This is a genomic window from Caballeronia eucalypticola (genome assembly GCF_047608185.1).
Taxonomy (GTDB): Bacteria; Pseudomonadota; Gammaproteobacteria; order Burkholderiales; family Burkholderiaceae; genus Caballeronia.
Window position 1 is genome coordinate 60,478 of record NZ_JBLKRU010000036.1, and the last position, 24,930, is coordinate 85,407.

Genomic DNA, 24,930 nt, shown 5'->3' on the forward strand with positions numbered 1-24,930 from the left:
GTTTTATAGGGCTTTTCCGGCTCACGAATGGCCTTCAACGACAGACTATGTCGTTGTCCAGATCGAACATCGGCTGGTCGAATAAGTTATTGCCCTAGCCCTTCGTTGCCCCGAATGTCAGCCCGGCAACGAAGTGCCGCTGCATGGCGAAGAACATCATGACGGATGGCAACGCGGCGAGTATCGATCCCGCCGAGACCAGGTTCCACGATGTCACCCACTGACCCGTGAGCGCCGCAACACCCACGGTAATGGGCGCCGCCTCGTCTCCTGTCGTGAGGCACAACGCCCAGAAGTAGTCGTTCCACACGAAGGTAAAGACCAGGATTGCCAATGCGGCCAGCGCCGGACGAATCAACGGCAGGACGATGCGAAAGAACACTGTCCACTCATTCGCCCCTTCAATGCGTGCGGCTTCGACCAATTCGAACGGTAACTGCTTGATGAAATTGCGCAGGAACAGCGCGCAAAATCCGGTTTGAAACGAGACATGAAACAGGATAAGCGCGCCGACCGTATTGAAGATACCCAACTGCAAGGACAGGTCCCGCACCGGGATCATCAGGATCTGGATAGGGACGAAGTTCCCGGCGACAAACGTCGCGAACAAGGCGGTGTTACCCCTGAACGAATAGATCGCCAATGCGAAACCGGCCATGGAAGCCAGCACGATCGAACCGATCACGGACGGCACGGTAATGAGCACGCTGTTCCACATATAGTGGAGCATGGGTGACGTCGTCAGCGCGTCGCTATAATTGGCGATCAGCGAAAAGTGCCGTGGCCAGCCCCAGTAATTGCCTTCGACGAGTTCATCGGAGGAACGTATGGACGTCACCATCACAGCGATCAACGGCAGTAACCAGATCAAGAGTGCAATCGGCAACGACACCTTGTAGAGCGTCCGGTTCACCGGCTTCCACTTGGCAACGGGCATTGGAAACATGGCGCACTCCTGACTTATTGCTCGGTGCGCAACATTCTGCGCAAGTGATAAACGATGTACACCATCATGATCGCGAACAGCACCACGGCGATCGCTGCGGAATAACCGATGCGGTAATACTTGATCGCCTGGTCGTACATGTAATAGGCCAGCACGGTCGAGCTTTCGAACGGACCGCCGCCGCTCATGACGGAGATCAGGTCGAAGCTTCGCAACGCGCCGATGATGGTCACGACAATCGCCATGAAGGTAGTGGGACGGAGCTGCGGCAAGACGACATGCCACAGCATGGTCCAGCCCTTCGCGCCTTCCATGCGTGCAGCTTCTATCTGCTCGGAATTAAGCGATGTCAGTCCGGTCAAGTACAGGATCATGCAGTAAGCAGTCTGTGGCCAGAGCGCAGCAAAGATGATCCCGAAGGTCACGTAGTGCGGATCGCCAAGCACGGGCACGCCATGCCCCAGGATCAGTTTCAGCAAGCCGAAAGTCGGGTCGTAGAACCAGCTGAACATCAAGCCGACCACCACGCCGGATAACACGAACGGTGCAAAGAACAGCGACTTCACCAGGCGAATTCCACGCACTGCCTGGTTCAGGTACAACGCGACAGCAAGGCCCATTGGCGGTGCCAGCAGGAACAGGATCAGCCACAAGACGTTGTTCTTCAGCGCGGTATAAAACGTGGGCGCATGAAACAGTTCGACGTAGTTATCGAAGCCGGCAAAGGTCTTCTCCGTCATCCCGTCCCAGTTGTAGAAACTGAGCCTGAGGCTGGAGAAGATCGGCCATATCACGTAGATCGCGACCATGATGCAGGCCGGCGCGAGGAACAGGAATGCGGCCAGCCGCTGCTGCCGTGCAGTGGCCGACATCCTTCTGCGGCGCTTGGTTTTAATCCCCGGAACGCTGAGGGTTTCGGACATGTCTTGCTCTCCCTGGTCACCGATGCGGCTCGCATCAATCGCGAGCCGCAGTCCCACTGCTACTTCTTGTAGATACGCTTGCGCGTCGCTTCGAGCTGCGCCAGGATCGCGTCAAGCTGCGTCGGGTCAGACACGAACTGCTGCATGCCCTTCATGCCCTCGTCAGCCATCTCCTTGGTCATGTCGCGGTCGTAGAACTGAGCGATACCACCCTTCGTCTGCGAGAGGATCTGGAAGCCGATCTTCGAGATGGGATCATCCGGTTCCGGCGCCTTGCTGTTTGCCGGCAACGAACCCAATCCCTTCGCGAGTTGTGCGCTGATATCCGGCGTTTCCGCGAATGCCAGGAACGTGTGGGCGTCCGCCTTGTTCTTCGCCTTCGACGGAATGTGCAGCGACTCCACCGGACCATCTTCCGCTGTCGGCACGTTAGCGTCGATAATCGGGAACTGGAAGAAGCCCATCTGCGGCTTGATGTTCTCCGGGAAGCCCCCCGTAATGAACGTGCCCATCAGCATCATGGCCGCCTTGCCCTGGAACAGGAACGGCTGCACGGCGTCGAGGTCGTAGGACAGCGAATTGTCGATAAACACCTTGTTATCGATCAAGTCCTTCCACGCCGTATAGACCTTCTTCACGCGCGGGTCCGTATAGGCGATGTCACCCGCCATCAGCTTCTGATGAAACGCATTGCCGTTGATACGCAGGTCGAGGTAATCGAACCAGCCGGCGAGTGTCCATGCGTCCCGCCCTGCCACCGCGACCGGTGCAATGCCCGCTGCTTTCAGCTTCTTGCAGGCATCGAGGAATTCAGGCCATGTCTTCGGCTCGGCCGTAATGCCCACCTTCTGGAACAAGTCCTTGCGGTAGAACATGCCCCACGCGTAATACACGGTCGGCGCGGAATATTGCTTGCCGTTGTACGTGGATGATTCTTTCGTCGACGCGTACATGCCGTTCCAGCCGTTCTTGTTCCAGTCGGGCGTCAAGTCTTCGAACAGGCCGCGCTTCGCGTAATACGCCATGCGTTCGCCGTTATGCCAGTTGACAATATCGGGCGCGACAGTCGTGAGCCAGCCAGGCAATTGCACCTTGTAGGCTTCCTCATCGACGAAGGTCACCTTCACGTCAATATCCGGATGCGCCTTCTTGAAGGCATCGAAAGTCTGTTGCCAGACCGCGCGCTGGCTGGCCCCCTTGAACGCGATGTTCGCGGTCAAGGTGCCCGCCTGCGCAATGCTGGCTGTAGCTATTGCAACGGCCAGTGCAACGCCGGTCAATCCATGGCGAATCAAGGTTTTCATGCGTGTCTCCTCATCGATGAGTGTTGTGTGCCTAGCTATGCTCTGTAAATCGTGACGCCCTGCGGTGCTACTTCCTCCTGCCCCACTATGAAACTCGCAGCTGCTGGAATCTTGTATGGCGTCGCGTTGTAGTTGAAGACGTAAGTCAAGCTACCGCGCCGGCTGATCCGTATGCCCTCGGGCAGCGGCGCGGCGTTGATGCCGGCTGATTTCGCCACGTTCAGGAAGATATCCTGCGTCAGGGTTTCATCGAAGAGGCTGGCGAGATAAAGCACGGAACCATTACGTACGATGGCGGGATGACCGTCTGCGAACGTCGCTTCAATCTGCACGCCATTGCTCGTCTCGATGAAGTCGCGCCAGTGACGCGCTTGGCCGCGCTGGCCCACTTTCTCGGTCACATTCGGCCGCATCGATTCAACGCGCCACACGCGAATGGGCATGAGTTTCTGGATGCCGTCGCCCGGTGGCAACGTGGTGGGAATCGTTAGATTGACCGTCTTCGACCCGGTGCGCGGTCCGAGCACCACTTGCGCGCCACTTGCGGCGAGCCTGCCGGCCAAGTCCGCGGGCACCACCGGCAACGGTGGCACCACGATCATCTTGTAGCCATCCAGCGGTGCATCCAGCGGAATGATATCGACGTCGAGTCCGAGGCTGCGCAGTGCGCTGTAGTATTCGAACGCAAAACGCGGATAGTGAAAATCCGCGCCTTGCGGATGAATTTCAAATAGCCACTTTGCTTCGTAATCCCAAACAAGCGCAACTTTGGTGGAGACTTTGGACTCGCCGTCCGCTTCCAGAACCTGCTCGATTTCCTTCGCCACCACTGACGCTTCCGCGCCGCCCATATCGAGCTGGTTATCGGGCGTGTTCAAACCCGCGTGCATCTGTTCCTGCGCGAACGGCGCCTGCCGCCACCGAAAATACGATACACACCCGGCTCCGTGCGCGAACGCTTCCCAACTCCAGAGACGCACCATGCCCGGCAGCGGCGCGGGATTCCAGTGCGCCCAGTTGACCGGCCCCGGTTGCTGCTCCATCACCCAGAACGGCAGCTTCGACATGCCGCGATACACATCGTGATTAAACGATGCGAAGTCGGGATGGCCTGTGCGCAGCCACTTCGACTTGATCGACGGATCGAACCACTGCTCCTCCAGCGCGCCCAGCGGATAACTGTCCCATGTCGCAATGTCCAGGTCGGCCGCCACTTTGTAGTGATCGAACTCGGTGAATAGCTGCATGAAGTTATGCGCGACCGGACGCTGCGGCGAATGCGCGCGAATGATCTCGGTCTGCATGCGGTTGTACCGCACGACTTCGTCCGAGGCGAAACGCCGATAGTCCAGCCGATGGCTCGGGTGCGCTTCCGTCACGGTGGCAACGGGCAGATCGATTTCGTCGAAGCTGCGGAATTCCATGCTCCAGAAGACCGTGCCCCACGCCGCGTTGAGCGCGTCGATGGTGCCGTATCGCTGCTTCAGCCATCCGCGAAAACGCTGCAACGCGGCCGGCGAATAGCTGACTACGGTGTTGTGGCAACCGAACTCGTTGTCGGTTTGCCAGAACGCCACGGCGGGGTGCTTGCCGTAACGCTCAGCCACCGCCGTGCAAATTTTCTGCGACGCCGCGAAGAACGAAGGCGACGAAAAATCGTAATGCCGGCGCGAGCCGAACGCACGCGGACGGCCATCGGCCCCAACGGGAAGGATGTCCGGATGAAGATCGATCAGCCACTTCGGCGGCGTCGCGGTCGGCGTGCACATGACGACCTTCAGACCTGCATCGGCGAGTACATCGATTGCGCGATCCAGCCAGCCCCAGTTGTATTCACCAGGCGTTGGTTCGATACGGCTCCACGCGAACTCCGCAATCCGGACGCGGTCGATGCCCAGCGCTTTCATGCGCGCCGCATCGTCTTTCCACATCGATTCGGGCCAGTGTTCCGGGTAGTAACAGACTCCAAGACGCATATGGTGCGCTCCTACGCAAATTGTTGGACAGCAGCCGACGTGACGGCAAAACCGTCTTCGGTGAAGAGATGACAGGAAGCGGGCGGTACGTTGAACATCACGCTCTCGCCTTGCCGAGGGGTTTTGTCGCCCGGCGCTTTGGCAATAAGCACCGCGCCGCCCGGTTGATCGAGATGCAGATAGCTGTGCTCACCGAGTTGTTCGACCAGCGACACCGTGCGGCTGATTTGTTGAATCGATCCGTCATTTTCGGCCGGTTCAAGATGCTCGGGCCGAATGCCGAGGGTGACGACCTGATCGGGCTGCAAGGCTTCGCCGTTAGCGTGAACCTCGACTTGCTCGTTCGTTCCGTCGAGGACAATCAACACGCTTTCCGCGCTGCCTGACACCACTCGCGCAGGCAGGAAGTTCATTCTTGGCGAACCAATAAACCCCGCAACAAAGCGGCTTTTCGGCCGGTGATACAACTCCAGCGGCGCACCCACTTGCGCGATGCTGCCGTACTTCGCCGTGTCCGCACCCGCGTGCAGCAGGACGATCTTGTCGGCGAGCGTCATGGCTTCTATCTGGTCATGAGTCACGTAGACAACGCTGGCTGTATTGAACTGCTTGTGCAGGCGCGCGATCTCGACCCGGGTTTGACCACGCAATGTTGCGTCGAGATTGGAGAGCGGTTCGTCGAAGAGAAATACGCTCGGACTCCGAACGATTGCCCGGCCAATCGCCACACGTTGCCGCTGGCCGCCGGACAACTCTTTCGGCCTGCGCTCAAGCAGCGCTTCCAGTTGCAGCACGCGTGCGGCCTCTCTCACTTTCTGGTCAATCACATCCTTCGGTGTCTTCGCGAGCGTCAGGCCGAAAGCCATGTTCTGATAGACGGTCATGTGCGGAAACAGCGCGTAGCTCTGGAATACCATCGCGACGCCGCGCTGAGCGGCAGGCACATCGTTGACGAGTTTGCCGTCGATATACAGGTCGCCGTCCGTGATGTCTTCCAGGCCCGCGATCATGCGCAGCAACGTGGATTTGCCGCATCCCGACGGGCCGAGGAATACGCAGAATTCGTGCTCGCCGATCTCAAGATCGACATCGCGAATCACGAGCGCGTGATCGCCGTACGCTTTTTGAACCGATCGTAACGAGATGCTCGCCATACCGACGTCTCCGTGTTTTACCGAGGAGACAAATAAAGGTTAAGCGCTTAACCTTCTGCCTGTGAAAAACGATCCGTGTTTGGGATCGCTTCAACCGGCTGTCTCCGTCTGTGTTTTTTTAACTGCCTTGGGTTTCAAATCTAGCGGCGTCGGCGGATTTATACAAATGCCGGGAAGCCATCCCAAAATATGGACAACGATAGAGCTATTTGGACGATACCGCGAAGCTAGCGACAAATCATCGAAGTTGTCCGATGTTATGCCCGTGTTAACCCTTGTTTCGAGATCTCGATGACTACTTTGGCTGAGGTTGCCTTACGCGCCGGCGTCACGCCGGCGACTGTTTCCAACGTGCTGCGCAAGCGCGGCAAGGTGGGGGCGGCGACACGTCAGCGGGTGCTCGACGCGGTGGAGGCGCTAGGCTATCGGCCGCACCTGACCGCGCGGGCGCTGGCCGAAGGAAGCGCGCCTACGCTTGCCCTGATGGTGACCAGTATCGCCAACCCGTTTTATCCGGAGTTCGCGTTGGCGGCAGAACGGGCAGCGCGCAAGAATGGGCGATTTCTGATCGTATGTAATACGAACGAAGATCCGGTGATCAGCCGCGCGTATCTGGATCAGATCGCGGGGACCTTGTCGGAAGGCGTGCTGGTGATGAACTCACGAATCGCGTTCGACGATCTTCACACCACGCGTGCACGCGGCACGCCGGTCGTGTTGTGCATGTGGGAAAGGCCGGATGTATCGCCGGGATTGCCTTGCGTCGCGGTCGATTTTTTTGCCGCCGGGGCGCTGGCCGCACAGCATCTGCTTGACCTTGGGCATACGCGGATTGGTGCGATTATCGGGAGCCAGCCGGACGGCGTGCAGGCCACGCGATACGCCGGCTTTTGCCACACGCTGAAGACTGCAGGCGTTGCGCATCCGGCGCAGGAGGCACGCTTTACCCGCGACGCTGTCCAGGGTGGCTACGAAGCCGCGTGCGAATTGCTAACGGAGCATGAGGACCTGACCGCGATCTTCGCGACCAACGACTTGCCGGCGTTAGGCGCGATGCACGCCGCCGCCGATCGCGGCATGCGCATTCCCGGCGACTTGTCGGTGATCGGGATTACCGACATTCAACTGGCACGCGAATCGCGGCCGGGGTTATCGACGGTCGCAGTTCCTACCGATGCCGCCGCTGCGATGGCCGTCGAGTTGCTGGAAGCGTTGATTGAAAGCGGCGGACGCTGCGAGACGCCGATGCGCGTAGCGCCCCCGCCCGTGCTGGTGCAAAGGGCGTCGACGGGACGGGTACGCAGCTGAAGCGATCCTGCGTATTACGCTCTCTCAGGGACCTTCGCGAACAGCATGTTCAGCCCTTCCGCGATAGTCGGATGCGAGAGAATCGCGTCGCGGATTGCGGTGTACGGAAGATTGCCGAGCATGGCCATCTGCACCGTCGCGACCACTTCGCCCGCGTTCGAACCGAGCATCGTGAAGCCGAGGATGCGGTCCGATTGCGTATCGACAATTGCTTTCATGAAGCCGTGCGTGTCGCCGGTCGTACGAGCGCGAGGGATAGACGCCATCGGCAGCTTGGCTACGCGTACAGCAATACCTTGCCGTTGCGCATCGCTTTCATTGATCCCAATGCGCCCGAGTTCCGGTTCGATAAACATCGCGTACGGAATCACGCGATCGCGCGTGGTCAGGTTGCCTCCGGCGAGTTGCGACTTGAGCACGCGATAGTCATCGAACGATGCATGCGTGAACATCGGCGTTCCCGCTGCTTCGCCGATTGCCCAGGTGTTCGCTGCGGACGTTGCGAGGCGTTCATCGACTTTGATAAATCCGCGCTCATCCAGCGCCACGCCTGCCACATCCAGTCCAATGCCTGCCGTACGCGGTACCCTGCCCGTCGCGACCAGCAGATGCGTGCCCGTTACATGCGTGCCGTCGCTAAGTTCGACAGTAACGGATTGCCCTGAGCGGCCGCTAACCTGCAGGGGTTTCACCGACACCCTCACGTCGATCCCTTCGCCCGAGAGGATCGATTGAATTACATCGGTAACGTCGGCATCCTCGCGCATCGCAACACGCGGCGCCTCTTGCACGATGGTTACCTTGCTTCCCAGACGCCGAAACGCCTGCGCCATTTCCAGGCCGATATAACCGCCGCCGATCACAATCAAATGCTCCGGCAACGAATCGAGTTCGAGTGCGTCAACATGCGTCATGGGGGAAGCGTCGCGCAGGCCGGGAATATCCGGGATTGCAGCGTATGTCCCTGTGTTGATGAACACATGCACGCCCTCGACCACGCGTTCCCGTCCGTCGTTCATCGCGACCTGAATGCGGCGCGGCGCAACGAAATGTCCCGCGCCGAGAATCAGGTCGAAGCCCGATGCCTCGAATGCTTTTGCATTGATATCGACCATGCCGTCCACCACTGCACGCACGTGGCGATGAACCTGCGTCATGTCGACCTTGGCGTCGTGAGCGGCGCCCTTCAATATGTCTGCGGATTGCACCGCGTGCATGATGCGCGCGCTTTGAATCAGCGCCTTGCTCGGGATACAGGCCACGTTAATACACGAACCGCCGATCATTCCCTCTTCGACGACGGCCACGCGCTTGCCTGCCCTGGAGAGTTCCATCGCCAGCGTCTTGCCGCCCTTTCCGCCGCCCAGAAACACATATTCGAATTGCTCGACCGTCGACATTTTCAGCTCCCTTTCACAGTTTTCGCGTAGCTGAACCAAGCCGTATGGGAGGATTCGCACTACGCCGAGAGAGCGGGTTTGCTTTCGTCTCTAGTACAACCCTGCCCCCGCCATGACGTAAATGTAGACCTCGGCGCGCCGGACCTCCATGCCGGGACGGATCGAATGGCTGCTCGTTCGTCTCATTGCGCGGGTTTCATGGCGCGGATTTCATTGCGAATGGATCGCACGAGGCGGGCGGCGTTCGCGCAAATTCCGGCCGATCATCGCGGGCGTTGTTCTCCGGTAAGATCGCTAAGCCGCCTTTCATGCCTTACTACTTGCGCCTGTCCGCTCAACCATGGATGCACTCGACCGACTGATCCAGTTATCCCGCCTGCAAGGCTCGCTTGACCTGCGCTGCCTTCTGAGCGGGGAATGGGAACTGGACCATCCGCCCGCTCCGCCGAGCGAAGCGGTGTATCACGTGGTGCTCGCCGGAAGCTGTCTCCTCAAATTCCGCGGGCAAGCGAATGTGCTGCTGGAAACCGGTGACATTGTCATGTTGCCGCGCGGCGATGCCCACGTGTTGCAGGGACTCGATTTAACAAACGACAGCGAACGCCGTGAGATGGAGACTCACAATAACGGCGTGGTGACGGTCCGGTCGAATTGCGGGCCGAATGCCGCGAGCCTCGATTTGTTATGCGGACGCTTTAACTACGCGGCGGATGCATTACTCATCGACGTGCTGCCGGATCTCGTGAAAATGTCCTTCGCCCGCGCCGATGTCCCCGACCTGACGCATATGGTCGGCGTGATGCGCAAGGAGGCAAGCGAGGCAGCGCCCGGTGCGTTTTCGATTGTGTCGGCGCTGTCCACCGCGCTGTTTACTCTGCTGCTGCGGGCGCATCTTGAGCAGCAGCCATCCACTACCGATGTGCTCGCGTTGCTCGCGCATCCGCGGCTTGGGACGTCGGTGATTGCGATGCTGGAACGTCCGGCTGAGCGATGGACGATCGAAATGCTGGCGCAACAATCGGCTATGTCACGCGCCACCTATATGCGGACCTTCAGCGCGCTAACGGAAGACTCGCCAATGTCCTTGCTTACCCGCATTCGTATGCAGCTTGCGGGGACCTTGCTGATGCGTACATCGAAGAGCATTGCCGAGATTGCCGACAATGTAGGCTATCAGTCGGAATCGGCGTTCAGCAAAAAATTCAAGGACACGTATGGGGTCGGGCCGGGCGGGTTCAGGAACGCGCGGGGTTCTTGAGGTGGGCTTGCGTGCTTGAGGTTTTACTCAGGCTCAGGCCGCGAAGATGTCCAGAACGAGCTTGTGCGAGTGACCAATCCACACAGCCGCGTCGCGGTGATCTCGCAGCGAGTCGCCGGTATTCGGATGCAGGAAAATGTCTAGCTCGCCGTGATTCAGCGTCAGCCATTCGACGATATCCGCAAACTGCGCACGCTCGAAAGCGAGCTGGTACGACCATTTCGGATGCGGGCCGACAGGCTTCTCGTGGAACCGGCCGAGTTGCAAGGTATCGCCGAAATGCGCCGCGATTTTCTCGCGGAATTGCCAGGCGGCGTCGCGAGTAGTTGCGTCGAAGTAAATGTGGGCGTGCCAGGTTTGAATCGGCGGAGGAGTGAGGTGGGTCATGGAGGGGTGGGTTGCTCGCGCGGGTGGGGGGTAGAAAATCTGCTGCCGAGGGCAGTGTTCGGCCTAGTCGGGATATTCTATTACCTCGATGTCCATCCTGCCCACGTTAGCTTTTAATGCCACGCCCCACCAAAGGCCGGCTATCGGTCAATATCCTCACGCGTCGTCAACCGTGCTTGTCCCTCAGGCGTGAAATACGTGCCATAGCGCACAAGTCCGCCTTGGTGCAATTCACAGGTCATCGTAAAGCTGAGCAACATGCCGTCCTCCGGATCGGCGGACGCTATATCGATCGACTTCAAACGGGGCTCGTACTTGAGCAACGTGTCTTCAATCTCGCGCCGAAGCGTATGCGCCGACGCCGGCATGTGACGATAAATCGTCGACAGGTCACCCAAACCGTAGTCGGGCAAATGCGCGAGACTATTTCGGCGGCTGTTGAGAATCCGCTGGATGTTGTCCCGCACCGACAGAAACGTTTGAGTGCTCCTATCATGCAGGCCAATGGGATCACCGTTCGCAAAATGGCCCGTCACCACTTCGAACAGCCCAGGGCCGCCGCGGGTCATGGCGCGACTTCCTCGCTGATCGGCATCGCACGGACATCGCTTGGTGCTTCATCGAAATCAACAGCAATTCCGGTTTCGTCCGAATACGACAGCCTGAGCGCATGAAGGGTCTGCGCTTGCGATACACGCATGAGCAACTCCCGCGAGAGCACCGGCAGGATCTGCTGATCCAGCAGACTATCGATATTGCGCGCCCCCGAATCCGGCAACTGACATGCACGCACCAGTTCGCCGATCAGCGCGTCATCGCAGATAAGCGGCACATTGAACTTGCGCTCGATGCGTTGCGCCACCTTCGCGAGCTTCATTCGCACGATCGTGGTCATTGCGTCTGATGAGAGCGGCCGATACACAACCGTCTGAAAGCGGGCCAATAGCGCCGGCTGGAAATGTTCTATCAGCGTCGGCCTGATCGCTTCCATCAGCATGCCAGTTGTAACCTCGCCACCGGCTTCGGTCACCGCTTCCTGCGCAGCCATGATCAGTTCGCTACCCAGATTCGATGTCATCACGATCACCGTGTTGCGGAAGTCGATCACGCGCCCCTCACCATCACGCATGAATCCGCGATCGAATACTTGATAGAAAACGTTCAGCACATCGCGGTGCGCTTTCTCCACTTCATCGAGCAGGATCACGCTGTAGGGGCGTCGGCGCACGGCTTCGGTCAGCACACCGCCTTGTCCATAGCCGACGTAACCCGGAGGCGAGCCCTTGAGCTGTGACACCGTGTGAGCTTCCTGATACTCGGAGAGATTGATCGTCAGCAATGCGCGCTCACCGCCGAACATCAAATCGGCAAGTGCTCGCGCGGTTTCGGTTTTGCCCACCCCAGATGGTCCGACCAACAGGAACACGCCAAGCGGCGCATCTTCAGACTTAAGCCCTGCTTTAGCAGCACGAAGGCTTTTCCCAAGCGCGTGCAAGGCATCGTCCTGACCCACCACGACCTCGCCAAGCCGCGTCTCCAGTTCGAGAAGCGTGGCAAGTTCGTCCGATAGCAAACTGCCCACCGGCACGCCAGTCCAATCGGCGATTACACGCGCGATCGCGGCTTCATCGACTTCCGCATAGATCAGCGCGTCGCTGCCATGTTGGGCGAGCTGATCGTGTGCCTGTTTGATCGATGGCTGCAGGTCGCGCCGCTGGTTTTCATCGGTCGCGGCATGCCACCGTGCGCGTAACCCGAAGAGCGTCAGAATCGCATCTTTTTGTTGCGCGAATTCAACTTCCAGTCGCACCAGTTCTAGCGTAAGCGTTTGCAGACGGGTATCGATGGACGCGAGACGTTGCGCGTATTCGATCGACGTTGCGCCCTCATCGTGCAGCAAGGCCGCGCGCTCCACTTCGAGCGCTGCGTATTCTGCGCGCCGCGTGGTGATGGCGATCGGGGTCGCATCGAGACTCATGCGCACGCGTGCGGCCGCAGTGTCCAGCAGATCGACGGCTTTGTCCGGCAACTGACGGCCCGTGAGATAACGACGCGATAAACGAACCGCCGCACTCACAGCGGCATCGGTGATATGCACGCCATGATGTTGCGCATAACGTTCCTTCAGGCCGCGCAGCATCAGGCACGCGTTGTCGTCGTCGGGTTCATCGACTTTGACCATCTGGAAGCGCCGTTCAAGCGCCGCGTCACGTTCGAAGTATTGTTTGTACTCGGACCAGGTGGTCGCGGCAATCGTGCGTAACTCGCCGCGCGCAAGCGCCGGCTTGAGCAGGTTCGCGGCGTCCGCGCCGCCCGCCGTGTTGCCTGCGCCAATCAACGTATGCGCTTCATCGATGAATAGAAGAATCGGCGTTGTCGATTCTTGAACGGCTTCGATCACGTTCTTCAGCCGCTGCTCAAATTCGCCTTTCACGCCTGCACCCGCTTGGAGAAGACCCAGGTCGAGCGTGAGAATGGAGACGTTGCGGATTGTCGCGGGCACATCGCCTTCGATAATCTTCAACGCCAATCCCTCGACAAGCGCGGTCTTGCCCACCCCCGGTTCACCCACGAGGATCGGGTTGTTCTTGCGTCGACGCGCAAGGATATCGACCATCTGGCGGATCTCGACTTCGCGGCCAAACACCGGATCAATCTTGCCGTCGCGCGCTTTCTGCGTGATGTCGATGGTGAAGCGCTGCAGCGCATCGGAGTCGGCGTGATTGGGTACGATGGGCTGTTCGACGTTTGCGTGCTTGACGTCAGAGACCATAATGTCGTCAGTCTGCCCTTCTATCGACACTCGATTCAACTCCGGCATCAACCGTTCGATCTGCACAGCGGACACACTCAACAATGGCCATGCGTCCGGTGCACGCAACAGGTGTGGAGAATCCGCGAGCACGGCCAGCAAGTGGGCCGAGCGGATTGCAGGCTGACCGCCCTCAAACGAAGCGCGCAACCAGGCGGCTTCCAGTATCTGTCCAAGCCGTTGCGACAGCCCGGGCTTACCGCGCAACTCGCGCGGCAACCGGTCGATGCTCTTCAGCAGACCGTTCCAAATGCTGTCCATCTCCAGCTCATAGCGCCGTGCTATTGCTACCAGATCACCGTCGCCAAGTTCCAATAACTTGATCAACCAGTGCTCGATCTCGATCTCCCTATGCGCACGGGTTTCACACAGGCTTGCTGCATCGGCAAGTGCGCGAGCGCAGTGGTCGTTCAGACGGCGCAGGAAGGGAGAGAGGTCGCGAGGGGTCATGGAGGATCATCGAAGAGGGTGAAATACGCACGGAACCTCGAATGAGGCCCGTGCGATCAAACCGGTAACGGACGACGAAGGCCGTCGCTCAGAAGTTACCCGTTACCGGCCGCAGAAACTCAAACGCTTATGAGCGTTCGTTCCAGCTATCGGCGTGGATGATGTTGCCGTCCTTGTACGCCCACGTGATCTTCTCGTAGCGAAGTTCCACGTTTTCCAGATGGTTGTGCTTCTCGTACGACGGGTCCTTGATGTCGTGCATCTTGGGCTTTACGCTCACCACTTTCACGTTGTCGAGCTTCGTGTTGAAGTACTCTTTTTCCTTGCCGGCATCGTCGATCTTGTACCACTTGATCTCGATCGACTTGAGCGTCTGACCGCTCGTCACTGCCTTGTAAAGGTACGGCGTCGAAGCGTCCGTTTCCTTCGTGAACGTGACCGCGCTGTGCACACGCGTGCCGGTCAGCTTGCCGGTGTTGCCATCGGTGGGAATGTGAATGCCGTGATCAAACGCAACCACTTCAACGCTGCCTTCGCGGCCAGTAACGGTGACGGAACCCTTGACGTCCGCGCCGCCATCGTCCTTGATCCACATGTATGACGGAATTGCCATTTTCTTTTCCTCTTCTAATTAAATGAGCAGGCCACATTGCCTTCATGACCCTCGGGAGGTGTCCCGTTCTTACGATCGTCACGACAGTCCGGAACGAGCGTAATCTCGACGCGACGGTTCGCAGCGCGCCCCGTCTCTGTTTCGTTGCTGGCTTTGGGGCGTGTGTCGCCGTAGCCCTGAATCGCAAATCGTGTGGGGGAGATTCCAGATGCGTCGGCCAGCCAGTCACGCACCGAGCCGGCTCGTGCTTCGGAAAGGGACTGGTTGCTTCGCGGGTCGCCCACGGAGTCCGTATGACCCGCAATCAATACGCGCTTCGACGCATGCGCCTTGATCAATTCGAGCGCGCCGACCAATACGCGGTTCGAGCCGGGATTAAGTACGGCGCTGCCGCTATTGAAGAGAGACAGGCTGCTGAGCTCGATCATCGATGCCGGCGGTTCAGGCGGCTGATAACCGGCAATCAAAGCATTCGCGACAGGAAGCAGCGGTGCCGCGCGATAGAAGCCAAGGCCAAGCCGTGGGGGAACGCCATTGCTTGCGTAGCGGCTTAGTTCATCGCGGTCGCGCTTGACGATATTGAGCGCATCAACGCGTGCTGCGTCCTTGGTCGATGGGATTGCCTGGTACCGTGCCACGTCGTTGCTTACGCGCTCAACCAAGTTGCGGTTCTGCCATGCGGAAGCTGCCGCCGCTGCGCAAAACAGTACGACGAGTGCAACAAACCCATGCGCAAGTGCGCGAGGCAACGCACGATGCGCCTGCTGTGTCGCAATGCCTCGGATCAGCGGTTCGGGCAGCGGATGGCGAACGCTGGCGGCAGCTATCCCGTTCGCATTCGCTATTGGCAACGTGAGTCCGGTTCGATCGAAGCCATAACGCGCGAGCAACGAATCCGCAGCCGGTTGACCCTCGACTGCGACCACACCAAACGCGTGAACCTGGACAGCGCGCGTTGAGCGTTGATCATCAGATAGCGCGGGTAATACGGTCGCCGCAGCCCAACATGTCACGATATCCAGCCGCGCAGCACGACGTGCACGGGCTTCGCGGACCTCCGGAATGGCCATGCCTGCATATTGCGTAAGACGCGCCGAGATCAGCTCGGGCAATGCAGCCGCATTCACGTCGTGACTGCCTGAGGTGCCGAACCACGGACACTCGTCGGCGGTGGGCCGCAATTCGTTCGCATACACCGCGACGCAAACAGGCAACGGATAACCGACCGCACGGCTGGCTTCATCGATTGCCGAGCGCCAGCGTCGAAGACCGCCAATCAATGTTGCCTGATCATTGGCCGCGTCTGCATCGACCAGATAAGCAACCGCATCAGGTCCTTGACCGTCACGCCAGCGTTTGAGCGAATCGGCGAAGTGCGCGAGGCGGCTCGGATCGCTCACGCGTACCCAGATACCCGTCTCGGTCACGCGAATGGCTTCCTGACCTGACTCCCTATCGAACGCGCTGGCGACCAGCGTGCTGGTGGTTCCAACTACCAGCACGAGCGGCGTATTGCGCTTGATATCCGCGGGCAGACCACTGAGCGCGCCGTCGATCTTGCGCAAGACTTGCTGCGTCGCACCCACGCGCGCAGTCACGCGCCGTGTCGCGACAACAATCGCTGCGGTCACACCCAGCGCAACGAGCGCACCCGCGAATACATTCCAGCCGAGCGACCACGGCGAACACAACACCAGCCACACAATGGCCAGTGCCGCGATCCATACAAAGATCGATCGATAGGGATAGCCGGTAGGAGAATGGATCACCGGATTGGCCACAATATGTCCCGTCAAACCGCAATACGCGCGATCGACGCGGTGAGCCATTGCCCTAGCGCCAGATACACGAGTCCCGCAACGAGTACCGCGCCGATGACCCACCCGAGCGGCGACGCATTCATGCGCAAGCGGCGTGACGCATCCCGCGCGAGCAACACGGTGCCCGACGTATCCACGCTCCCGGCTTGTCCGATACGCTGGTCGAGCGCGCGCATGAGTTCCAGGCGCGCGTCGGCACCGCTCAATGCGAACTTGCCCTTGAAGCCCAGTCCCAGCACTGCGTTGTACAGGCTCAACAGCGCGAGCTTCGGCCGTGGTTCTGCAAGCCGCTGCTGAACCTTGTCGATGAGTTCGTAGCCCGCGTCGTTGCTTTTGAATTCGCGCACCTGGAGCGGTTCACGCTCCCATGCGTCGCGCTCCGCTCCCTTCAAATGGGCAAGGGCCGTTTCGTCCAGCAGCGCGCATTGAGCGTAGGTTGCATCGCGCACCACGTCGGGAAGGTGACCTGCCGCCCTGAGTTCGCGCCCGAGCGCATCGACTTGCGCGAGGCACTTCTCCCGGAACGATGCGAAAGTAATAGATGACGCGTCGTCGGCAAGGCTCGCTACCGTGAACGCGGTATCGCGAAAAGCCCTGGGTAATAACGCGGTGAACTTTTCAGACGAATGAGTTGTATCGTTCATGTCCTTCATGTCGGCAGCACCGCGTAGAGTTCAAGAACGACATCGGGAATGGACGACGGCACATAGAACTGGCAAGCGCGCGCGTCAATCATCCGTTTGAACGCCGGATGAGCGCTGTCGAGCGCAAAGTACTGGCTTTCGATACGAATAGGAATCGCAGCCGGCAAGCGCGACATCGCGCGCAATGGAATGCCCGGCATCGCCGAGTTCACGATCTGCTCGACTTCGTCGGGCGCGCCCGCCTTGCACAATCGCGGCAACTGTTCGAGCAACGCGTGAGCCGGTAGTGATGACTGCACCGACAGGTAATAGTCGGCGCCATCGGTCAAGCGTTCATCGCTGATCCTGCCCGACCACATCGTCTGCTTCGGACGTTCCAGCACAATGGGCACGACGCGCGACGGAATGACGGTATCAAGCAGTATGCGGATGAGCGATTCCAGTTCCGCGAACATCGGTTCGAGTGCGCGGTGATCGTAGGCTGGAATGGCTTGCAGCGTCTCGGTAGTGGAGAAGGTGAGCAGAGAGCCGGCCAGGCGCGCCAACACGCCATACAACCGCTCAGGATGTTGTTGCGGCGCTGCACACAGCCTCGCCAGATCCGGCCAGATGCTATTTACGCTATGAAGCAGCCAAAAGAGCGATACATCCGACACCGCATAGTCGGCGATCTGATCCGAACGTTCGCGGCGGCGCACCGCGAGACTCGCGCTCTTGGCGCTGAGGATCTCGGATAACCGCTTCATGCGCTCCATCAATCGTTCGTTCGCCGATAAAAATAGACAAGGCGGCACAAACGCGGGATCGAACTCGAACAGGCCCTGCGTATTGCGCAGCAGCCGCCCGATCGGACACGTGACATAACTGTCCGGCGCTTCGAAGTCAAACAGCAACGCGAGTGCGTGTCGCTCGATGCTCAGTTCTTCATGACCTTCACCGTTGATATCGGCGACGTTTAAATACTCACGCACGAAACGGCGTGGCCGCGCATGGCGCTCGCCTTCTTCGATGCAGTTTCCGCCTTGCGCATCGATCAGGGGAAGCCCGATCGACACCACGACGCCATCGACCGCCGACGATATGTCGCTCAGTTGGCGCGGAACCGGCAAGCGATCCGCCGTCTCTGAATCGATAAACGTCCCGTCAGGCAAACGCACATCGATTGCATTCAGCTGCAGCCGGTTCACGCCCAGCGCCTGCTGGTCGAATACGGCGCGGCTCAAGCCCCACGGATCGGCGCTGATCATTCTCGCCGTGCGCTCATCGGCGAATTGATTCCACATCGCCTGTTGCTGGAAATGCTGGGGCGTCATGAATACGCCCTTGGCCCACAGCGGTCTGGTTATTTTCATTCGTTCTTTTGTGCGCGCCGAAATACGCTGCACGATAGCGACCGTGCAGCGCGACTTACTTTATTGATGGTGTTGCTCTTGCTAACCGCGGGCTAATGCTCAACGATTCAGCTTTTCGCCTTGGGCATCTGCGAGACCAGCGACAGATTCAGATCCATTCCTTCGATCTGGAAGTGCGGCACGATGAAAAGCTTTACGCGGAAGAATCCCGGATTGTCTTCAATGTCCTCGACCGTCACCTTCGCCTCACGCAACGGATGCGACGCTTGCAGCGAATCGCCCGGATCGGTCATCTCGGTGACGAGCGTCTTGATCCACGTGTTCAGTTCGAGTTCAAGGACGCGCCGATCTTTGGTCGTGCCAATGTTCTCGCGCTGAATCAGCTTCAGATAATGGGCAATGCGCGATAGCAGGAAGATATATGGCAGGCGCGCATTGACCCGGCTATTGGCCGTCGCATCTTTCGTGTCATAAATAGCTGGCTTCTGTGCCGAATGCGCCGAGAAGAAACACGCGTGATCGTGGTTCTTGTAGTACGACAACGGAATAAAACCGAGATTGGCAAACTCGAATTCGCGCGTTTCCGGGATTAACACTTCGGTCGGGATCTTCGCCTGATTACCCGTTCCGAGGTCGTACAGATGAATCGGCAGATCGGCGACCAGACCGCCCGCTTGCGGACCGCGAATCTGCACGCACCAACCGTTTTCGATAAAACTCTTCACCATGTTGGCCGCGAACGCGAACGACGCGTTAGCCCAGAGATAGCGGTCATGATCCGGTCCCTTGACCGCTTCCGTGTAGTTGAATGCGCGCACCGGCACCGTGTCCGGTCCATACGGGAGTCGTGCAAGGAATCGCGGCAGCGTCAGGCCGATATAACGCGCGTCGTCCGATTCACGAAAGCTCTTCCACTTCAGGTATTCGGCGCGATCGAAGTAATTACCGATGTCACGAATGCTTGCGACTTCCTCCATCGAGTCCTTGCCGAAGAACTTCGGTGCGACCGAGCCGATAAACGGCATGTGAGCCGCCGCCGATACCTTCGAGATATTGCGCAGCAACGCGATGTCCTGCGGGCTACGGTCGAACTCATAGTTCGAAATCACGGAGCCAATCGGCTCGCCACCGGGGGTGTCGTATTCCTGGATGTACGTGTGAAGATACAGCCCGCTTTGAATGATTTCCGGCGTGTCTTCGAAGTCCTGACGCAACGCATCCTTCGACACATCGAGCACTTCAATCTAGACGTTCTTGCGGAAGTCCGTGCCATCGACGAGGAACTTCAGACCACGCCATGCAGATTCGATCTGCTGAAACGTTTCGTGGGGGATCAATGCTCGCCATATGCTGGTCGATCAGGCTCTTGTCCAGGCGGTCAACGTGTTGGGATGAATCGGCAATCATGTCGAGGAACACGCGCAGTGCTTGCGTCACACGTTCGTCAGCCGACGATTCGGAAAGCGAATCAGGATTATGAAAGGACGCAACCGAGCGAGCCGAAGCGACGGGCGTCATGTTGATCTTGTCGAACAGATCTGCGTAGACGTTTTTGGCGTTCTTTGCATCGGCTGTTTTGCCTGCCGTTGCGCCTACGGCTGCCGGCGCGTCGAGGACGAGTGTTTCCGCCGCGGCGTCAAGCGCGCGGGATTCGTTTTTTGCCATGATGTGACTTCTCGATGAGCGGGATTATTGGACAGTCGACGAGATCGTCGGAGCAGATTCAGTAATGTCTCGAAGGTCGGCACGCAAGCTCGCGGACAGCGACGGATCGATCAGGATTTTTTCGAGTTCGCGACGAAACGTGGTGTTGTCGAGCAAGTTCGATTTGAGGTCGCGCAGGAGGTTTCGCGCTGACATCAGTACGCGAAGTTCGGGCACTCGCTCCGCCACCTTCTCCGGGCTGAAGTCTTTCATCTCTTTGAAATCGAGATCGACCGGCAACTCACTGCCGTCGTCAGTGAGCGTGTTCGGCACCGCAATCCTGGCCTTCGGATTCAACTCGGCTAGTACGGAATCGAAGTTATTTTTATTGACCGACACCTTCGTGCGTTCGCCGAGCGCCAGGGTGTTTTGGCCGTTGCTGTAGTCGCCCATCACCAGCAACTTAGCGGCAGTTCAACCTTCTTCGATGCCCCGCCCGTGTGAAGGTCCAGCTTGATATTGACGCGTGCTTTAGGCACTTCATTCTGAAAACTTTCTGACATCTTTTTTCTCCATTTTTTGATCTTCTCTTGGTCGGCGTAACCAATCTCGCGGAAACGTTATCGCTGTCAAAAAGCTTTGCGAATAGGACAAATCCGAATCGAGAATTTTTTTAACGTTATTGCGCCGTGGCATTTGCAAATGTTTAGCTATCCGTTATTGTTCGCGGTCGTGAAACGAATAGCACGATCATGCGCGCAGCTTCGCACAATCAGCGAGGCCGCGGAAGACAAAAGACGACTGAGGGCCGAAGACGATGCAAGATAATGTTCGGAGAGCGCAATGGAAAAGCTCGCACGGCTCACGCGTAAAAAGCTTGCAGGCGTATCACGTTGAAGTGCCGAGCGCAGCGAACGCCAAGGACCTGTCCGTCGTGTCCTTCCACCTGCGCGAGGCCATGAGCGAGTTCTACGAGGCCGTGGTTCAAGTGACGCACCCCGAACAGCTCATCCGCGCTGATTTTCTAGGACGCGATGCGCATTTCACGATCAGCAGCGAAGACGGTTCGCCGCCACGGGAGTTTCGCGGCATCCTCATGAGCCTGGTGCGCATCAAGAAGACCAAGGACGAGTTTCACTACACCTTCGTCATCCGGTCGCAGATCGCGCGTTTGAGCCTCGTACACGCAAGCCGCGTGTATCAGCACCAGAGCGGGCCGCAGATCATCGAATCGATACTGCTGCGCCGTGGTGAGTTCATGGACCACCAGTTCGTCTTCAAGCTGCGCCGTGACTATCCCGTGCATGCCTTCCGGTTGCAGTACCAGATGTCGGATCTCGACTATATCCGTCTGATTTGCGAGCAGGAAGGGATTTACTTTTACACCGAGCAGGGCAAGCACGGTGACGTGATCGTGTTCGGCGACGATATCGATCACTACGTCTATACGCCTGAACTGAAGGTCCCGTATCGGGAGAACGCAGGGCTTGAGGCGGGGCTTGAAGCGGTGTTTGCGCTTGAGACGCACGCGGACGTGGTGCCGCAGTCCGTGATAGTGGCGGATTACAACCCTGCGGTTGCATGGGAAAGATTTCGAGACGAGGCGAATGTCGCCATCAGCGACACGACCACCTACGGCAAGCCGTATATCTACGGCACGAATCATCTGAGCCAAGATGGCGCGCAGTGGGAAGCCCAACTACGACACGAGGCCGCCATTGCGTGGCAGGTCGTGTATCACGGGCAAAGCAATGTGCTGGAATTGCGGCCGGGCCGCATTTTGCGCATTGATGAAGCGCTGCCCGATGCACCGAGTGGACAGGTGATTATCGAGGTCACGCACTCCGGTGGGCGAGGCAAGGCTTACACCAACTCCTATAAAGCGATTCCGTCGGACCGGCGTTTTAGATCGAAAATTGATGAAAGCAAGTGGCCCAAAATAAGCGGAGCATTGAGCGCGCGTGTCACCTCGCCGAAAAAATATCCGTATCCGTACGTCACAAAATTCGGTCACTACGTCGTTCGGCTTGACCTTGACTTCGATGAATGGAATCCGGGCGGTGAAAGCGTGCCGTTGCGGCTCGCTAAACCGTTCGCAGGGGCGCTGCAAACAGGCTTCCACTTCCCGGTGCTCGATGGCACGGAAGCCGTCATCATGGCGCGGGATGGAGACCCGAATAAGTTATTCATTTCGCAATTCCACCACAACAGCATTCAATCCGATCTGATCACGAGTCAGGACCGGTGGATGTCGCGCAACGTCATTCGCACGCAGTCCAATAACAAGATTCGGATGGAGGATTGGGAAGGCGAAGAGCACGTCAAGATCAGCACCGAGCACTCCGGTAAGAGCCAGTTGACGCTCGGTCACATGGTCGATAGCACGCGCAAGAAGCGCGGCGAAGGATATGAGCTTCGCACGTCCGGTTATGGTGCGATTCGCGCCGGCAAGGGCATGTTTATCTCGGCGGACGATCAGCCTGCCGCCGGCGGTCAACAGCTTGAAATGACTGCCGCGCAAGGACTGCTTGAGCAAGCGCTTCAGCAAATGCAGGCGCTCGCGGAAGCAGCCAGCGTTGCACAGGCCGTTGCGGCCGACTACGAGAAGCAGAAGGCACTTCTCGAAGACACGTTAAAGAAACTCAAAAAGGCTGGAATTCTTGTAAGCGCTCCGGCGGGTATTGCGCTCGCATCAGGTGAGCATTTGCAGCTTAGCGCGGCGGGCAACTTGATGGCGACAGCGGGCGGTAACGCGGATATTGGCGTCATTAAACGCTTCACTGTGGCTGCCGGCGAAGCTGTGTCCCTCTATGCGCAACGGCTCGGCATGAAGTTGTTCGCCGCAAAGGGCAAGGTTGAAATCCAAGCGCAAAGCGATGAGATGCGATTGCTGGCCGACCAGAACATGACGATCACCAGCGTCAACGGGCGTGTGACGATCGAGGCGAAAGAAGAACTGCTGCTCAAGTGCGGCGGGTCGTATTTTCGCATGTCAGCAACGGGTATCGAGGATGGCACCCGTGGAGATCGGCAATTCAAGTCTGCATCTTTCGGCAGACAGGGACCGTCGTCGCTCGGCGAGTCGATGAACACCTGGAAGCATGCGAAGTTCGACGAACAGTTTGCCTTGAAATGGCCCTTCGACAACACACCGGTGGCAAATCGCGCGTTCTCAATCGTTCGGGAAGATGGGAGCGTGATAAAGGGAGTGACGGACAGTGCGGGAATGACGGGCCTCCAAAAAAGCGTATTCGTGGATGGCGTTCGGCTACGCATAGACCCGGAGCAACACGGCAGTACGTAGCGTCCCAACTCAATATCACATCGTAAAGACACCATTCAATGTCAACAAAAGAACGGATTATCCCTGCAGAAATCCATGATGACGGCTCTGTCCACTACCCGTCCGTCATGTCGGCATCCGACGATAGCGTTGCCGTTTGTGCGATGGTTCCAGACCGAATTATTCCAGTAATTTTTGTTCCTGGCGTTATGGGAACGAATCTGAAATCGACCAAGAGCAGCGAACCTGTGTGGTTAGTCAATAGTGCTGGTAGCGTCGCAACTGATTGGGCCGGTAGAGGTGCCGCTAAACGGAAGCGGTTACTCGACCCCAAAACCACAGACGTATACACCAGAGGCAAGCTAAGCGCAGGAAACTTGCACTCTGAAGATGAATTATATCGGCGTGGTTGGGGCGAGGTCGCAAATATGAGCTATGGCACTTTCTTGCCTTGGCTTGATCGCACGCTGAATGACGCTAACACCTGCGGCGACGGATGGCGGGCCAAGCTGCTAAACGATATCGGCAAAAATTCGCCAGAACTGACGCCGTTAACTCATGCCGAAGTTGGGCGGTCTCAAGTCGAAGTGCAACAACTGGTCTAATGTTTAGATGACGTTGCGAGATCCGCTGCTTTTAGTGTCGCGGCAAATACCTCGAAGGGTGAATGAAACGCATGCGTAGCACGAGGGCGGTTGTTCAAGCTGTCTGCAATGACGTCGAGGTCGGCCTGACTATGGACGGAAAGGTCGGTGCCTTTGGGCAAGTACTCGCGCAACAGGCCGTTGGTATTTTCACAAGTTCCTCGCTGCCACGGGCTGTGTGGATCGCAAAAATAGACATTCACGCCTGTTTGAGCGGCAAGTTCTTGATGCCGTGAGAGTTCACGCCCCTGGTCGTAAGTGAAGCTGTGACGCAAGTGCTCGGGGATCGAGTTGAGCTTGGCGGAGAAGCCAGCCAGTGCAGATTCGGCTGTGGCATCGTCCATCTTAGCCAGCAGCACTAGACGGCTGGTTCTCTCCACCAACACGCCCACTGAAGAGCGATTGCCTTCGCCTTTAATGAAGTCGCCCTCCCAGTGCCCGGGCATCACGCGATCCTCTATTTCAGGTGGGCGCACGTGAATGCTGACCATATTTGGAATTTGCCAGCGGCGATCACTACCCCGTGTCCGCGACATACGGGCGCGATGAGCACGACGCAAACAAGCAATGAGTTGACGCCGTAGTTCGCCGCCTGGGTGGGCGTAGATAGTGGTGTAAATCGTTTCGTGCGAGACCTGCAAAGTCGGATCGTTTGGGAACATACGCTTGAGGACTCCAGAGATTTGCTGAGGCGACCAACGCCACTCCAGCAGCGTGAGGACGACCCTCCAGCAAGCGCTGTGAGGCCCGAGTTTGGGCGCGACCGCACTGTTGGATCGTCGGGCCGAACTGAGTGCGTGCGCCGCTGCTGGGACATAACCAAGCACAGAACTATTGCGCCTGAGTTCGCGGCTAAGGGTAGAGGCCGAGCGCCCGAGTATTCGGGCCATGGCCCGAATACTAGAACCCCGTTGACGTAGGCTCGCAATCTCCAAACGTTCCTCAGCTTGCAACTGCTCGTACTGATTTGCTTTATGCATTACAACACCTTATACGCTTTGGTGTTGCGCTT

At 58.3% G+C, this 24,930-nt stretch carries 18 protein-coding genes and 2 pseudogenes; 4 read left to right on the forward strand and 16 right to left on the reverse strand.

Features of this window, described 5'->3' with window-relative positions; translation table 11 throughout:
- Positions 1–94: 94 nt before the first annotated feature.
- The 5 genes from ACMX25_RS30335 to ACMX25_RS30355 are packed head-to-tail and all read right to left on the reverse strand — an operon-like array spanning position 95 to position 6,303.
- Positions 95–946 (reverse strand): carbohydrate ABC transporter permease, encoded by an 852-nt coding sequence (locus ACMX25_RS30335; protein WP_414953610.1) that lies wholly within the window; start codon positions 944–946, stop codon positions 95–97.
- A 14-nt stretch (positions 947–960) separates the two neighbouring features.
- Complete coding sequence (locus ACMX25_RS30340; protein WP_414953611.1) at positions 961–1,869, reverse strand: carbohydrate ABC transporter permease; 909 nt, start codon at positions 1,867–1,869, stop codon at positions 961–963.
- Between the two features lie 59 nt (positions 1,870–1,928).
- Positions 1,929–3,173: an ABC transporter substrate-binding protein gene (locus tag ACMX25_RS30345; protein ID WP_414953612.1), complete on the reverse strand. Its 1,245-nt coding sequence runs from the start codon at positions 3,171–3,173 to the stop codon at positions 1,929–1,931.
- 35 nt (positions 3,174–3,208) lie between these two features.
- A complete protein-coding gene (locus ACMX25_RS30350; RefSeq protein ID WP_414953613.1) occupies positions 3,209–5,149 on the reverse strand; it encodes a beta-galactosidase in 1,941 nt (646 codons plus the stop codon).
- Between the two features lie 11 nt (positions 5,150–5,160).
- A complete protein-coding gene (locus ACMX25_RS30355) occupies positions 5,161–6,303 on the reverse strand; it encodes an ABC transporter ATP-binding protein (RefSeq protein ID WP_414953614.1) in 1,143 nt (380 codons plus the stop codon).
- A 291-nt stretch (positions 6,304–6,594) separates the two neighbouring features.
- Here ACMX25_RS30355 and ACMX25_RS30360 point away from each other — a divergent pair, with 291 nt between their 5' ends.
- Positions 6,595–7,611, forward strand: coding sequence for a LacI family DNA-binding transcriptional regulator (locus ACMX25_RS30360; RefSeq protein WP_414953615.1), 1,017 nt, complete (start codon positions 6,595–6,597; stop codon positions 7,609–7,611).
- Between the two features lie 14 nt (positions 7,612–7,625).
- Here ACMX25_RS30360 and ACMX25_RS30365 read toward each other — a convergent pair whose 3' ends face one another.
- Positions 7,626–9,011 carry a dihydrolipoyl dehydrogenase family protein gene (locus ACMX25_RS30365; RefSeq protein WP_414953616.1) on the reverse strand — a complete coding sequence of 462 codons (1,386 nt, stop codon included), beginning with the start codon at positions 9,009–9,011 and terminating at the stop codon, positions 7,626–7,628.
- 340 nt (positions 9,012–9,351) lie between these two features.
- On the opposite strand from ACMX25_RS30365, the gene ACMX25_RS30370 reads away from it, so the two are divergent.
- On the forward strand, positions 9,352–10,269 hold the full coding sequence (locus ACMX25_RS30370; RefSeq protein WP_414953617.1) for an AraC family transcriptional regulator: 918 nt from the start codon (positions 9,352–9,354) through the stop codon (positions 10,267–10,269).
- A gap of 33 nt (positions 10,270–10,302) precedes the next feature.
- On the opposite strand, the gene ACMX25_RS30375 is transcribed toward ACMX25_RS30370, so the two are convergent.
- From ACMX25_RS30375 to tssB, 9 genes and pseudogenes are all read right to left on the reverse strand, one after another.
- On the reverse strand, positions 10,303–10,656 hold the full coding sequence (locus ACMX25_RS30375; protein ID WP_414953618.1) for a DOPA 4,5-dioxygenase family protein: 354 nt from the start codon (positions 10,654–10,656) through the stop codon (positions 10,303–10,305).
- 140 nt (positions 10,657–10,796) lie between these two features.
- Positions 10,797–11,225: a type VI secretion system baseplate subunit TssE gene (tssE, locus tag ACMX25_RS30380; protein WP_414953619.1), complete on the reverse strand. Its 429-nt coding sequence runs from the start codon at positions 11,223–11,225 to the stop codon at positions 10,797–10,799.
- Positions 11,222–13,918, reverse strand: a complete 2,697-nt coding sequence (gene tssH / locus ACMX25_RS30385; protein WP_414953620.1) for a type VI secretion system ATPase TssH — start codon at positions 13,916–13,918, stop codon at positions 11,222–11,224. The genes tssE and tssH overlap by 4 nt, the downstream gene beginning before the upstream one ends.
- 127 nt (positions 13,919–14,045) lie before the next feature.
- A complete protein-coding gene (locus ACMX25_RS30390) occupies positions 14,046–14,531 on the reverse strand; it encodes an Hcp family type VI secretion system effector (protein WP_031360009.1) in 486 nt (161 codons plus the stop codon).
- 14 nt (positions 14,532–14,545) lie between these two features.
- Complete coding sequence (locus tag ACMX25_RS30395) at positions 14,546–16,360, reverse strand: OmpA family protein (RefSeq protein ID WP_414953621.1); 1,815 nt, start codon at positions 16,358–16,360, stop codon at positions 14,546–14,548.
- Positions 16,324–16,995 (reverse strand): DotU family type IV/VI secretion system protein, encoded by a 672-nt coding sequence (locus ACMX25_RS30400; protein WP_414953622.1) that lies wholly within the window; start codon positions 16,993–16,995, stop codon positions 16,324–16,326. The genes ACMX25_RS30395 and ACMX25_RS30400 overlap by 37 nt, the downstream gene beginning before the upstream one ends.
- Before the next feature lie 5 nt (positions 16,996–17,000).
- Entirely contained in the window at positions 17,001–18,347 is a 1,347-nt protein-coding gene (tssK, locus tag ACMX25_RS30405; RefSeq protein WP_414953623.1) for a type VI secretion system baseplate subunit TssK, read from the reverse strand.
- Positions 18,348–18,454: 107 nt separating this feature from the next.
- A pseudogene (tssC, locus tag ACMX25_RS30410) lies at positions 18,455–20,012 on the reverse strand (type VI secretion system contractile sheath large subunit).
- A gap of 24 nt (positions 20,013–20,036) precedes the next feature.
- Positions 20,037–20,554 (reverse strand): annotated as a pseudogene (tssB, locus tag ACMX25_RS30415) (type VI secretion system contractile sheath small subunit).
- 254 nt (positions 20,555–20,808) lie between these two features.
- Between tssB and ACMX25_RS30420 the strand changes: the two are divergent.
- A complete protein-coding gene (locus ACMX25_RS30420) occupies positions 20,809–23,295 on the forward strand; it encodes a DUF2345 domain-containing protein (RefSeq protein ID WP_414953624.1) in 2,487 nt (828 codons plus the stop codon).
- A 38-nt stretch (positions 23,296–23,333) separates the two neighbouring features.
- Positions 23,334–23,879 (forward strand): hypothetical protein, encoded by a 546-nt coding sequence (locus ACMX25_RS30425; RefSeq protein ID WP_414953625.1) that lies wholly within the window; start codon positions 23,334–23,336, stop codon positions 23,877–23,879.
- Here the strand turns inward: ACMX25_RS30425 and ACMX25_RS30430 are convergent.
- Positions 23,876–24,898 (reverse strand): IS30 family transposase, encoded by a 1,023-nt coding sequence (locus ACMX25_RS30430; protein ID WP_414948293.1) that lies wholly within the window; start codon positions 24,896–24,898, stop codon positions 23,876–23,878. The genes ACMX25_RS30425 and ACMX25_RS30430 overlap by 4 nt on opposite strands.
- Between the last annotated feature and the right edge of the window lie 32 nt (positions 24,899–24,930).

Excerpts from the sequence above, each read along its gene's own strand:
- ACMX25_RS30360 (WP_414953615.1), top strand. The coding sequence starts at position 6,595 with ATGACTACTTTGGCTGAGGTTGCCTTACGCGCCGGCGTCACGCCGGCG.
- ACMX25_RS30425 (WP_414953625.1), top strand. The coding sequence starts at position 23,334 with ATGTCAACAAAAGAACGGATTATCCCTGCAGAAATCCATGATGACGGC.
- ACMX25_RS30340 (WP_414953611.1), bottom strand. The coding sequence starts at position 1,869 with ATGTCCGAAACCCTCAGCGTTCCGGGGATTAAAACCAAGCGCCGCAGA.
- ACMX25_RS30395 (WP_414953621.1), bottom strand. The coding sequence starts at position 16,360 with ATGGCTCACCGCGTCGATCGCGCGTATTGCGGTTTGACGGGACATATT.
- tssH (WP_414953620.1), bottom strand. The coding sequence starts at position 13,918 with ATGACCCCTCGCGACCTCTCTCCCTTCCTGCGCCGTCTGAACGACCAC.
- ACMX25_RS30335 (WP_414953610.1), bottom strand. The coding sequence starts at position 946 with ATGTTTCCAATGCCCGTTGCCAAGTGGAAGCCGGTGAACCGGACGCTC.
- tssE (WP_414953619.1), bottom strand. The coding sequence starts at position 11,225 with ATGACCCGCGGCGGCCCTGGGCTGTTCGAAGTGGTGACGGGCCATTTT.
- ACMX25_RS30400 (WP_414953622.1), bottom strand. The coding sequence starts at position 16,995 with ATGAACGATACAACTCATTCGTCTGAAAAGTTCACCGCGTTATTACCC.
- tssK (WP_414953623.1), bottom strand. The coding sequence starts at position 18,347 with ATGAAAATAACCAGACCGCTGTGGGCCAAGGGCGTATTCATGACGCCC.
- ACMX25_RS30390 (WP_031360009.1), bottom strand. The coding sequence starts at position 14,531 with ATGGCAATTCCGTCATACATGTGGATCAAGGACGATGGCGGCGCGGAC.
- ACMX25_RS30365 (WP_414953616.1), bottom strand. The coding sequence starts at position 9,011 with ATGTCGACGGTCGAGCAATTCGAATATGTGTTTCTGGGCGGCGGAAAG.
- ACMX25_RS30430 (WP_414948293.1), bottom strand. The coding sequence starts at position 24,898 with ATGCATAAAGCAAATCAGTACGAGCAGTTGCAAGCTGAGGAACGTTTG.
- ACMX25_RS30350 (WP_414953613.1), bottom strand. The coding sequence starts at position 5,149 with ATGCGTCTTGGAGTCTGTTACTACCCGGAACACTGGCCCGAATCGATG.
- ACMX25_RS30375 (WP_414953618.1), bottom strand. The coding sequence starts at position 10,656 with ATGACCCACCTCACTCCTCCGCCGATTCAAACCTGGCACGCCCACATT.
- ACMX25_RS30420 (WP_414953624.1), top strand. The coding sequence starts at position 20,809 with ATGCAAGATAATGTTCGGAGAGCGCAATGGAAAAGCTCGCACGGCTCA.
- ACMX25_RS30355 (WP_414953614.1), bottom strand. The coding sequence starts at position 6,303 with ATGGCGAGCATCTCGTTACGATCGGTTCAAAAAGCGTACGGCGATCAC.
- ACMX25_RS30370 (WP_414953617.1), top strand. The coding sequence starts at position 9,352 with ATGGATGCACTCGACCGACTGATCCAGTTATCCCGCCTGCAAGGCTCG.
- ACMX25_RS30345 (WP_414953612.1), bottom strand. The coding sequence starts at position 3,173 with ATGAAAACCTTGATTCGCCATGGATTGACCGGCGTTGCACTGGCCGTT.